The sequence below is a fragment of the Streptomyces himastatinicus ATCC 53653 genome, from assembly GCF_000158915.1.
In the GTDB taxonomy this organism is placed as follows: domain Bacteria; phylum Actinomycetota; class Actinomycetes; order Streptomycetales; family Streptomycetaceae; genus Streptomyces; species Streptomyces himastatinicus.
Genome location: NZ_GG657754.1, coordinates 9875578 through 9887470, shown reverse-complemented (window position 1 = coordinate 9887470; position 11893 = coordinate 9875578). Strand labels below are relative to the sequence as shown.

Genomic DNA, 11893 nt, shown 5'->3' with positions numbered 1-11893 from the left:
CGGCGGCGGGGCGGGCCTGGTGGACGACCAGACCGAGCCGGTTGACAGGCATCCTCCTCCCCACCGTAGAGCGCCCCGGCGCCCGGCGCCCGGCCGCGGGCGGGCCGGGCGGCTGATCTAGGGTGGCGGGGACGACGGGGCTGCGGGGGAGCCGACGAGTCTCATCGAATCAGGGATGGTGCAGCAGATGACGAGCCCGAACCGTACCGCGCTGGTCGAGGAGCTGATGGGGCGCTTCCCGCAGGTTCCGCCGGAGGCGGTGATCAAGGAGGACCTGCTGCGCGGCGGCATGGCGTTCGACGACTCCGCGCTCAGCGGCGGCGACGACGGGGACGTCAAACCGAAGTCGTACTTCATCTTCTCCTTCGACCACCGCACCCTTCCCGAGCTGGGCGCGGCCGCGCTCAACCGGCCGCCGGAGGAGATCGTGCTCACCGGCGGGCCGTACGGGCTGCGGCGCACCGTGGTGTCGGTGCGCGTCAACCCGGACTCGCCGTACCGGGTCCGGGCCGGGGAGGACGGGGCGCTGGCGCTGTATCTGGACGGGGCCCGGATCGCGGACGTCGGGCTGCCGCCGATGCCGGACTATTACCGGCACACGCTGGCGAACGGCAAGTCGGTGATGGAGGTCGCCCCGACCATCCAGTGGGGCTATCTGGTCTATCTGACGGTGTTCCGGGTGTGCCAGTACTTCGGCGCCAAGGAGGAGTGCCAGTACTGCGACATCAACCACAACTGGCGCCAGCACAAGGCGGCGGGCCGCCCGTACACCGGGGTCAAGCCGGTCGAGGAGGTGCTGGAGGCGCTGGAGATCATCGACCGTCATGACACCGCCGGCGCCTCGAAGGCGTACACCCTCACCGGCGGCTCGATCACCTCGCAGGTCGGCGGCCGTGACGAGGCCGACTTCTACGGCCACTACGCGAAGGCCATCGAGGAGCGCTTCCCGGGCCGCTGGATCGGCAAGGTGGTGGCGCAGGCGCTGCCGCAGACAGACGACGTCCAGCGGTTCCACGACTACGGCATCAGCATCTACCACCCCAACTTCGAGGTGTGGGACCGGCGGCTGTTCGAGCTGTACTGCCCGGGCAAGGAGCGCTATGTCGGCCGGGACGAGTGGCACCGGCGGATCCTGGACTCGACCGAGGTGTTCGGCGCGCGCAATGTGATCCCCAACTTCGTGGCGGGCGTTGAGATGGCCGAGCCGTTCGGCTTCACCAGCGTGGACGAGGCCATCGGCTCGACCGCCGAGGGGCTGCGGTTCTTCATGTCCAACGGCGTCGTCCCCCGCTTCACCACCTGGTGCCCGGAGCCGACCACGCCGCTGGGCAAGGCCAATCCGCAGGGCGCGCCGCTGGAGTACCACATCCGGCTGCTGGAGACCTACCGGGCGACGCTGGAGGAGTACGGCCTGACCTCGCCGCCCGGCTACGGCCCGGCCGGACCCGGGCGGGCCGTGTTCTCGGTCAGCTCGTTCATGGACAGCCTGTCGGCCGACGAGCCCGTGGCCGCGGCGTCGGAGTGAGCCACCCCGCGCCCGCGGCGGTCATCCCCACCGCGCGGCTGGAGCTGCGGCCGCTGCGGATCGAGCACGCCGCGGAGATGGCCGGGGTGCTGTCCGACCCCGGCCTGCACACCTTCATCGGTGGCGCCCCGCTGGACGCCACGGCCCTGCGTGCCCGTTACGAACGCCTGGTCGCGGGTTCGCCCGCCCCGGAGGTGACCTGGTGCAACTGGGTGCTCCACGCCCGCGCCGAGCGGTGCCTGGTGGGCACGGTCCAGGCCACGGTCGGCGGCCCAGCGGCCGACCGCACCGCCGAGATCGCCTGGGTGGTGGGCACGCCATGGCAGGGGCGGGGGTACGCCACGGAGGCGGCCCGGGCCCTGGTGGCGTGGCTCGCGGACCGTTCCGTGAGCCAGGTCATCGCGCATGTCCACCCCGGCCACCGGGCCTCGGCGGCCGTCGCCCGCGCCGCCGGGCTCGCGCCCACCGATCACCGGCAGGACGGCGAGGTCCGGTGGCGGGCGGTCATGGCGTGAGGGGCCCGTACGGCGTGGTGCTCAGCCGACGTGGATGTGGGGGCGGCGGTCGCGGTCGGGTTCGGCCTCGCGGAGCACTTCGCGGGTGACGGGGGCCACCTCGCCCTGGCCGAAGAGGAAGAAGCGGAGGAAGTGGGCCAGGGGGTTGCCCTCGGTCCACTCGAAGTGGATGTGCGGCCGCTGACCGGCCTCGTCGCGCACCGCCAGCAGCATGGCGGCGAGCGCGTTGGCGACGGTCGCGCTCTCCATGGTGAGCACCCGGTAGCGGCCGTGCATCACCTTTCCGCACACCCGCAGCTCGCTCTCGAACTCGGACGGGTCGGCGACGGTGACCTCGACGAAGATGATGTCGTCCTCGGGCGGGATGTCGTTGTCGGCCCGGATCTCCTGCTCCTTGTCACGGTATTCGGCCAGGTCACAGGCTTGTGGCTTATTGGCGATGAACCGGATCGTGCGGTGGGCGGTGTCGCGGACGAAGCGCTGGGCCATGTCGTCGAAGGTGACGCTGGTCACCCGCAGCTCGAAGGCGCGGGCGACCCGGGACAGCAGGGACACGGCCATGATGCCGCCGATGAAGCAGGCGCCGATCTTGACGCCGTCGGGCCGTTCGATGACGTTGGCGGCCGTGGTGTAGAGGAAGACGACCGCGATGGCCCCGAAGCCGATGGTCCAGCCGCGCTGCCGGGCGCGCCGCGCGGCGATGGTGACGGCGATGGCGGCGGAGGTGATGAGGACGAGGACGCCGGTGGCGTACGCCCCGCCCTGGGCGTCCACATCGGCCTTGAACAGCCAGGTCACCAGGAACGCGATCAGGGTGAAGACGAGCACCATCGGGCGCACCGCGCGCGCCCAGTGGGGTGCCATGCCGTAGCGCGGGAGATAGCGGGGCATGAGGTTGAGGAGTCCGGCCATGGCGGAGGCGCCCGCGAACCAGAGGATGGCGATGGTGGCGGCGTCGTAGACGCTGCCGAAGGCGGAGCCCAGGTAATCGTGGGCGAGGTAGGCCAGGGCACGGCCGTTGGCCGCACCGCCCGGCTCGAACGCGTGCTGCGGGATCAGCAGGGTCGTGATCAAGCTGGAGGTGATCAGGAACACGCTCATGATCAGCGCGGCGGTGGTGAGCAGCTTGCGGGCGCCCTGGATGCGGCCGGTGGGGCGCTCCTCGGTGTCGCCGGGCTTGCCCTCGATGTGCGGCATGACGGCGACACCGGTCTCGAACCCTGACAGCCCGAGCGCCAGCTTGGGGAAGATCACCAGGGATACGGCGACCATGACCAGGGGGTTGCCGCGCTGGGCGGTGAGCGCGGCCGTCCAGTCGATGATCACCTGCGGTGCGGTGAAGACGTGCCACAGCCCCACGGCCACCACGACGGCGTTGAGCAGCAGATAGGTGGCGACCAGGACGACGGCCAGCCCGATGGCCTCGGTGAAGCCCTTGAGGAAGACCGCGCCGAGGAGCCCGATGAGGACGAGGGTGATGGCCACCTCATGGCCGTGCAGCAGATCGGTGAAGTGCGGGTTCTCCACCACGTGGGCGGTGGCGTCGGCGGCCGAGAGGGTGATGGTGATCAGGAAGTCGGTCGCCGCGAAGCCGAGCAGGGTGAGGACGAAGAGCTTGCCCTTCCAGAAGGTCAGCAGCCGCTCCAGCATCGCGACCGAGCCCTGTCCATGGGGGCTCTCGGCGGCCACCCGCCGGTAGACCGGCAGCGCGCCCACGAGGGTCACCACCACCAGCACGACCGTGGCCAGCGGGGAGAGCAGCCCGGCGGCCAGGGCCGCGATACCGGGCTGATAGCCGAGGGTCGAGAAGTAGTCGAGGCCGGTCAGGCACATGACCCGCCACCACGGGCGGCCCTCGTGTGCGCTCTCCGGTTCGGCGTGCGGCCCGGGCTGCCGCTTGGCCATGTCGGTCAGGCCCTCCAGCAGCCAGGCGCGCAGCCGGTGCCGCGGTCCGCCCTGCGGGGCGGAGCGGCGGTGAGGAGAGCCGGTCACGATGTGTACTCCTGTCAGTGCGGCTCGGCGCGGCTCGGTGCGGCGAAGAGTTTCAGCCATCGTGAGGCTGCCTGGCCAGCGTATGCGCAGCGGCCCGTACGCACCGGTCGGCGGCACCCGACCGGAGGCCGCGGCTCATTCTCAGCGGACTCTCATTTTCGGCACCTACGGTCCGCCCCATGGACACCACCAAGACGGACCAACCGACCGACCGCACAGCGCAGCCCGCAGAAGCCGAAGAAGCAACGGCGGAGGGTGTCCCGAACGCTGTTTCCGACAAGGAATCGCACACCGAGGCTCCCGCCAAGGAATCCGCCGAGGCTCCCGCCAAGGAGCCCGTCACGGACTCTTCCGCGGACCGCCTCGACGAGCCCGTGACCGCTCCGGCCGCCGCCCGGGCGGCCTCCTCCGGGGTGTTCTCCGGCGCGGCCGCGGTGGCCGCCGCGGGCCTGGGGCTCGCCTCGCTCACCGGCACCTGGCTGGGCACCATGCTCCAGGAGCGTGAGCAGCTGACCGGGCAGATCAAGGCCCAGACCGGAGCCGCCGCCAACCAGGTGGAGGCGGTCTACGGCACGCCGTGGCACACCACGGCCTTCTTCAACGGGCTGTTCGGCCTCGCTGCCGTGGTGATCGCCGCCGTGGTGCTGCTGCGGCAGCGCACCGCCGCGTCGGCCTCGGGCGCCAATTGGGTCTCGGCCGTGGCCTGGGGTGCGGTGGCGCTCGGCGTCATCGGCCTGCTGATCGCGGCCGTGATGGGGCTGGACGTGTTCACCCCGATGCCCAAGGTCCCGGCCGGCCCCGGTGGCGCGCCCGCCGGCTGATCCGCGTCGGCCAACGCTGAACAACCTGACCGTACGTCCGGCAAACGGACGGCCCGGCACGCCCCGTGGGAGTGATTCTCCCCGGGGCGTGCCGCGTTCCGGGCGGACATGAGGGCGGACGTGAGGCTTAAGGCCGCCGCATCGGGACACCAGAGGGGACACAGACGAGTCGACGTACGGAGTCCCACGAACGGAGTCCCACGATGAGCGAATCCGCGGCACCCACCCCCGGCCCCCGGTCCGGCGAGGACACCAGAACCGCGGTCACCGTGCTCGTCGCGCTCGGCGCCAACCTCGTCATCGCCCTCGCCAAGGCGATCGGCGGGGTCTTCACGGGCTCCCCCGCGCTGCTCTCCGAGGCCGCCCACTCGGTGGCCGACAGCCTCAACGAGGTGTTCCTGCTCGCCTCCCTCAAACGCAGTAAACGCGTCCCGGACGCCCAGCACCCCTTCGGCTACGGCAAGGAGCGCTACTTCTGGGCGCTGCTGGCCGCCGTCGGCATCTTCGTCATGGGCGGCTGCTTCTCCTTCTTCCAGGGCGCCGAGGCGCTGCACTCGAGCAGCTCGGAGGACCGCACCGGCTATCTGGTCGGCCTCGCCGTCCTGGGGGTGGCCCTCGTCGCGGAGGGCGCCTCGCTGGTCCGCGCCCTGGTCCAGGTCCGCGGCAAGGCCCGCAAGGCGGGCCACGGCATGCTCGCCGAGATCCGCGCCGGGGACGACCCCACGCTGCGCACCGTGCTGGCCGAGGACTCCACCGCCTGCCTCGGCGTGGTGTTCGCCCTCCTCGGCATGGGGCTCCACATGCTCACCGGCGACGGGGTGTACGAGGCGGTGGCGTCGTTCCTGATCGGGGCGCTGCTCGTCTACGTGGCCTATCGGCTGGCCATGGAGTCGCGGGGGCGGCTGATCGGTGAGGCGATCGATCCGGCGCAGCGGCGGGAGATACGGCGCTTCCTCGACGAGCAGCCGGAGATCGATACGGTGACCACGCTGCTGACGATGCGCCTGGGCACCGAGTCCACGCTGGTCGCGGCCCGGATCGACCTCGTCGCCGGGCTCGACAGCGAAGAGGTCGAGGAGGTGCTGATGCGGGTCAAGGCCAAGATGACGGAGGTCTGGCCGCACGCCGACCAGATCTTCCTGGACGTCACGGACGCGTCAGCCAAGGACCGCGCCCGGGCCCGCCAGGACCTCCAGGCGCTCGACCGGGCGGTGGCCGCCGACGCGGGCACCGACGCCGAGGGCGCCAGCCCGTGAGATTGGAGGTGCGCTTGATGGGTACTCGGGATCGGACCGGCCCGGAAGAGAGCTAATTGATGTTCGGAGGCAATACTCATGGGCTTGGGCGGTTGCATCCTCATGGTCGCGATCGGAGGCATCCTCACCTTCGCGACGGACTGGAACAGCAGTGGATTCAATGTGCATTTGGTGGGCCTGATCCTCATGGCGGTCGGCTTCATCGGCATGGCGGCGTACGTCAGTGTCTACAAGCGCCGCCGGGTGGTCCCGCCGACCGCCGCGACGCCTGTGGTCGAGGATCCCGACCCGCATCACCACCGGCACCACTACGAGATCTGAGGCCAGGCCCGGATCTGAGGCCGGAACACCCCCTGCCACACGAGGTGGCCCCCGCCACGGGTGGGGGCCATCTCCCCTTCCCGGCCCGGGGAGGGGACGATGACCACGCACCACTGGGGCACTGGCATGCACCACACCGCGCTCATCGTGATCGACATGATCAACACGTATGACCACGACGACGCCGAGCTGCTGGTCCCCTCCGTCCGCGAGGCGCTGCCCGCGATGCGGCGGCTGGTGACCAGGGCCCGGGAGACGGGGATCGAGGTCATTTACGTCAATGACAACTTCGGCCGTTGGCGCTCCCATCACGATGAACTCCTGGACACCGCGCTGCGGTCGCCGCACGCCGATCTGGTGGAGCCCATCAGGCCCGACGACGACTCCCTCTTCGTCGTCAAAGCCCGGCACTCGATCTTCTACGAGACGCCACTGGAGTATCTGCTGGGGCAGCACGGCATCAGCCGCGTCATCCTGTGTGGTCAGGTCACCGAGCAGTGTGTGCTCTACTCCGCCCTCGACGCCCATATCCGCCATCTGACGGTGGCGGTGCCATCCGACGCGGTGGCACACATCCACGGCGACCTGGCGGATGCCGCGCTGCGGATGATGGAGCGGAACATGAACGTCGAGATCTGCTCGGCGGACGATGTGCGGCTGAAGCAGGACTCTTGACATCGACCTGTTCGAAACTGTCAGAATCTGTTCACCCACGGGGAGTTGAAGCCCTTCAACGATCCCAAGAAGCAACATAATCGAAGAGAAGGGGATCGCCATGGCGGTCACTCGTAGATCGTTGCTGATCGCCGGCGGCGCCGCGCCCATGGCGGGGACGCTCGCCACCGGCATCCCCGCACAGGCGGCCGCCCCGGCTGCCGCCGCGTCCCCGGCGACCGGCGGGCGGAGCATCCCGCTCGACGACGGCTGGCGGTTCAAGCTCGTCACCCCGGACGGGAATGCCGAACCGGACGAGGACTTCGAGGACGCGCAGAAGCCCGGCTACGACGACACGGCGTGGCGTACGGTCGCGGTGCCGCACGACTGGAGCATCGAGCTGACCCCGACCACCGAGCACGGCACCACGGGCGGGACGGGCTTCCTCCCCGGTGGCATCGGCTGGTACCGCAAGTCCTTCACACTGCCGTCGGGGCTTGCGGGCAAGCGGATCTCCGTCGAGTTCGACGGTGTCTACATGGACGCGTACGTGTACTGCAACGGCAAGCTCGTCGGCAACCACCCCTACGGCTACACCGGGTTCGCCCTCGACCTCACCGACGTGGCCCACACCGACGGCACCACCCCCAACATCCTCGCCGTCCAGGTCCGCAACCAACTGCCCAGCAGCCGCTGGTACTCCGGCAGCGGCATCTACCGCCACGCCCGGCTCGTCATCACCGACCCCGTCCACGTGGCCCGCTGGGGCACCTACATCACCACCCCCGCCCCGAACGAAAACCGCGCCACCGTGCGAGCCCGCACCAGCGTCGTCAACACAACCGGCGACGACCAGTCCGTCACCGTCGTCTCCACCCTCAAGGACCCCGACGGGAAGACGGTCACCCACGCCCGCTCCACCCTCACCGTCGGCGCGGACACCACCCGCGACGCCACCCAGGAGATGACGGTCCAGAAGCCACGGCTGTGGTCCTTCGACACACCCCGCCTGTACACCCTGGAAACCGAGCTACGGGTCGCGGGCAAGACCACCGACCGCTACCGCACCCCGTTCGGCATCCGCCACGTCACTATCGACCCCGACCAGGGGCTCACCCTCAACGGCGAGTACACCAAGCTCCAGGGCGTCGACCTCCACCATGACCTCGGAGCGCTCGGTGCCGCGTTCAACGCCGATGCCGCGCTGCGCCAGATGACCATCATGAAGAGCATGGGCGTCAACGCCCTGCGCACCTCGCACAATCCGCCCGCACCGGAGCTGATCGAGATCTGCGAACGGCTGGGCATCGTGATGCTGGTGGAGGCGTTCGACTGCTGGCGCACCGGCAAGAACCCGTACGACTACGGGCGCTTCTTCGACGAGCACAGCGAGGCGGACATCACCGAGATGGTGCGGGCCGCCCGTAACTCCCCCGCGGTCATCATGTGGTCCATCGGCAACGAGATCCCGGACTCCACCAGCACCGCCGGGCTCGGCATGGCGGAGCGGCTCATCGACGCCGTCAGGAAGGCCGACGACACCCGGCCGGTGGTGATCGGCTCCGACAAGTACCGCTCCCTCCCCTCCCCCGGCTCCGCCGCCGATCTGATGCTGGCCAAGCTGGACGGGCTGGGCCTCAACTACAACACCGCCGCCTCGGTGGACGCCCTGCACGCCCGCTATCCGCATCTGTTCCTGTTCGAGTCCGAGTCCTCCTCCGAAACGTCCTCCCGCGGGGCCTACCAGGAGCCCGAACACCTCAACACCGGGGAGAACCACACCCCCGGCAAGCGCGAGCCCTCCTCGTACGACAACAACCTCGCCTCGTGGACGATGAGCGGCGAGTACGGGCTGAAGAAGGACCGCGACCGGAAGTTCTTCACCGGGCAGTTCCTGTGGTCGGGCATCGATTACATCGGCGAGCCCACCCCGTACGACGTGTTCCCGGTGAAGGCGTCGTTCTTCGGCGCCGTGGACACCGCCGGGTTCCCCAAGGACATGTACCACCTGTTCAAGAGCCAGTGGACGAGTGAGCCCATGGTCCATCTGGTGCCGATGAACTGGACCGATCACCGGCCGGGCGAGACCGTCGAGGTCTGGGCCTACACCAACGTGGACACCGTCGAACTCTTCCTCAACGGCCACTCGCTCGGCATACGCCGCTTCGACACCAAGAAGACCACCGACGGCCGCACCTACCTGGAAACCACCGAAGCCACCGGCGACGACAAAACCGTCACCACCGGCCCCTACCCCGGCAGCTACACCAGCCCCAACGGCAGCGCGGGCAAACTGCACCTCACCTGGAAAGTCCCCTTCGCCCCCGGCGAGCTGAAAGCCGTGGCCCGCCGCAACGGCCGCGTCGTCGCCACCGACACACTCCGCACCGCCGGACGCCCCCACACCATCCGCCTCACCCCCGACCGCAAGACCGTCGACGCCGACGGCCGCTCACTGAGCTTCATCACCGCCGAAGTGGTCGACGCCCACGGCGTACTGGTCCCCGACGCCGACCACCTGATCTCCTTCGACGTCTCCGGCGGCTCCCTCGCGGGCGTCGACAACGGCCGCCAGGAAAGCGCCGAGCGCTACCAGGCCAGCACCCGCACCGCCTACCACGGCAAAGCCCTGGCCATCATCCGCACCGGCACCAAACCCGGCCCCCTCACCATCACCGCCCGCTCAACAGGACTCCGCAAAGCCACCACCACCCTCCGCGCCACCGGCGGCACCCACACCCGGATCACCCCCACCCCACCCTTCGCCCCCGACCCCGGCCCGGCCACACCCACCTACCCGCTCGCCGACGCCAGCTACTCCGGATCGCCCCAGACGCTGCCCGCCGCCATGCTGGACGGCGACCCGGCCACCGGCTGGTCCAACGCCTTCACCAAGCCCGCCACCGCACTGCTGCCCGCCTTCAACGGAGCCAGGAAGACCGACTGGGTCTCGGTGACCTGGGCCAGAAAACGCCGAGTGCGCCGCGTCGAGGTCTCCTTCACCCTCGACACGACGCACACCCTGCCCACCTCGATCACGGTCTCCGCCTGGGACGGACGCCGCTTCACCCCGGTCCGCGGGGCGCACATCACCTGGGCCGACGCATCCGGCAAGCCGACCGTCGTCACCTTCGACCCGGTGCGCACCTCCCGGCTCCGTCTGGACCTGGTCAGCCGGTACCCCGGGGAGACCAAGGGCGCCCAGCGGATCGTCCTGCTGGACGTTCCCGAGGACTGACCCGGCTCCCCGGGGGTCCGGCTCACCAGCCCGGGGAGTAGTAGCTGTTGTACCGGCGACGGCGCGGGCGCAGGCTGATGGCGAAGCCGACGACGCCACCGGCGATGATCCACAGGCCGGGGCCGAACGCCCGCGCCCGCTCCATGATGCCGTCGAGCGAGGTCGCGTCGTCCTGGGCGGCCTGTGTGCCCGAGGCGATGGCGGAGTTGTCGGCCGTGCCGCCGCCCGCGTCACCGATCCTGGTGCCCGGGATGGTCACGCCGAGCGCCGTCATCGCCTTGGTCACGGGCTGGAAGAAGGTCACCCCGCCCTTGGTGCAGTCGCCGCTGCCGCCCGAGGTCACACCGAGCGCCGTGTTCCCGACGAAGAGCGGACCGCCGCTGTCCCCGGGCTCGGCGCACACCGTGGTCTGGATGAGCCCGCTGACGCTGCCCTCGGGGTAGTTCACCGTCGCGTTCAGCCCCGTCACCTTGCCGGAGCGCAGTCCGGAGGTGGCGCCGCTGCGGAAGACCTCCTGGCCCACGGTCGGGTCGGCGGCGTTCGTGATCTTCACCTGCTGGCTGTTGCCCGCGTCCAGGACGCTGTTCCGGGACAGCTTGGTGTTGTCGTAGCGCACCAGGGAGAAGTCGTTGCCGGGGAAGTTGGTCTGCACGGTCGTGCCGATGCTCGTCTTGCCCGCGGTGTCCTGGAACCAGGGCGTTCCGGGCGGGCCGCAGTGCCCGGCCGTCAGGATGAATCCGGTCTGGCCGTTGGTGACGTTGAAACCGGCCGAGCAGCGGCTGCCGTTGGTGAAGATCGGGGCGGCGCCGTTGGTCTTGGTGGTGAACGTCCCCGTGGTGCGCTGCATGTTCACCTCGTCGGCCATCGGCTCGGCCATGTCCTTCATCTTCGACCAGTCCGAGGTGGAGACGGAGCTGTCGCCCAGCACCATCACCTTGTTGGACTTCGGGTCGACCATCCAGGCGGTGCCGGCCACCCGGGGCGCCGAGCGCAGCGTCTCGGTGGCGGATTTCAGCTGATCCATGCTGAACCGGACCCGCTTGGCCCGCGCCCCGGCCCGGCTGACCGCGTCGGCCGCGTCCGCGTCGGTCACCGCGACCACCGGTTTCCCGTCCGCGGCCGTCCAGTTCCCGGCCGTACGGGACGCCCCCAGCTCGTTCACCAGACGGCTTCCGAGATCCGTTCTCGGGCCGCCCTCGGCGTTCTCCCCGTCCAGTACCTGCGAGGAGCCGCCGCTCTCCGCCCCGTGCGCCGATCCGCCCGGTGAGGACTGGGCGACCAGCAGTCCGCCACAGACCATGGCACCGACGGCCGCGTACCGTACTGCATGGCGCACGCCTCGCCGCGTGTGCTTCACCACCACGTCTCCTTACGTCGATCCAGCGGGGTCCGCCGACAACCAGAGCCAGGGCTCGGCCGGCGAGGGCCCTCCCTCTTCATACGGGCGGGGATCGGCGTCGCGCTCACCGCGGAGCGCGGCTGTTTGACGCGGCCGGGAATCGGCGTATGGCCCCGCCTAATCGCGGGCCGTCAGGGGCAGTCCGCAGCGCAGGTTCCACCGCCCTGACCGG

Annotated in this window: 9 protein-coding genes; 7 read left to right on the top strand and 2 right to left on the bottom strand. The window is 70.1% G+C overall.

What is annotated here, in order from left to right; translation table 11 throughout:
* The first annotated feature begins 187 nt into the window (after nt 1–187).
* Both SSOG_RS56960 and SSOG_RS41810 read left to right on the top strand, forming a co-directional pair.
* A complete protein-coding gene (locus tag SSOG_RS56960; protein WP_009720374.1) occupies nt 188–1525 on the top strand; it encodes a radical SAM protein in 1338 nt (445 codons plus the stop codon).
* Nucleotides 1522–2040: a GNAT family N-acetyltransferase gene (locus SSOG_RS41810; protein WP_009720373.1), complete on the top strand. Its 519-nt coding sequence runs from the start codon at nt 1522–1524 to the stop codon at nt 2038–2040. Before SSOG_RS56960 ends, SSOG_RS41810 begins: the two co-directional genes overlap by 4 nt.
* Before the next feature lie 21 nt (nt 2041–2061).
* Here the strand turns inward: SSOG_RS41810 and SSOG_RS41805 are convergent, their stop codons facing one another.
* Nucleotides 2062–3945: an APC family permease gene (locus SSOG_RS41805; protein WP_245606689.1), complete on the bottom strand. Its 1884-nt coding sequence runs from the start codon at nt 3943–3945 to the stop codon at nt 2062–2064.
* Nucleotides 3946–4211: 266 nt separating this feature from the next.
* Between SSOG_RS41805 and SSOG_RS41800 the strand changes: the two genes are divergently transcribed.
* From SSOG_RS41800 to SSOG_RS41780, 5 genes are all read left to right on the top strand, one after another.
* Nucleotides 4212–4853 carry a hypothetical protein gene (locus tag SSOG_RS41800; RefSeq protein ID WP_009720371.1) on the top strand — a complete coding sequence of 214 codons (642 nt, stop codon included), beginning with the start codon at nt 4212–4214 and terminating at the stop codon, nt 4851–4853.
* 203 nt (nt 4854–5056) lie between these two features.
* Nucleotides 5057–6109, top strand: coding sequence for a cation diffusion facilitator family transporter (locus SSOG_RS41795; RefSeq protein ID WP_009720370.1), 1053 nt, complete (start codon nt 5057–5059; stop codon nt 6107–6109).
* Between the two features lie 78 nt (nt 6110–6187).
* Nucleotides 6188–6430, top strand: a complete 243-nt coding sequence (locus SSOG_RS41790) for a hypothetical protein (RefSeq protein WP_009720369.1) — start codon at nt 6188–6190, stop codon at nt 6428–6430.
* A gap of 126 nt (nt 6431–6556) precedes the next feature.
* The gene (locus tag SSOG_RS41785) at nt 6557–7105 is read left to right on the top strand and encodes a cysteine hydrolase family protein (RefSeq protein ID WP_009720368.1); all 549 of its coding nucleotides are present in this window, start codon (nt 6557–6559) and stop codon (nt 7103–7105) included.
* A gap of 100 nt (nt 7106–7205) precedes the next feature.
* The gene (locus SSOG_RS41780; protein WP_039940020.1) at nt 7206–10322 is read left to right on the top strand and encodes a glycoside hydrolase family 2 TIM barrel-domain containing protein; all 3117 of its coding nucleotides are present in this window, start codon (nt 7206–7208) and stop codon (nt 10320–10322) included.
* 22 nt (nt 10323–10344) lie between these two features.
* Here SSOG_RS41780 and SSOG_RS41775 read toward each other — a convergent pair whose 3' ends face one another.
* Nucleotides 10345–11658 carry a S1 family peptidase gene (locus SSOG_RS41775; protein ID WP_245606498.1) on the bottom strand — a complete coding sequence of 438 codons (1314 nt, stop codon included), beginning with the start codon at nt 11656–11658 and terminating at the stop codon, nt 10345–10347.
* Nucleotides 11659–11893: the final 235 nt, after the last annotated feature.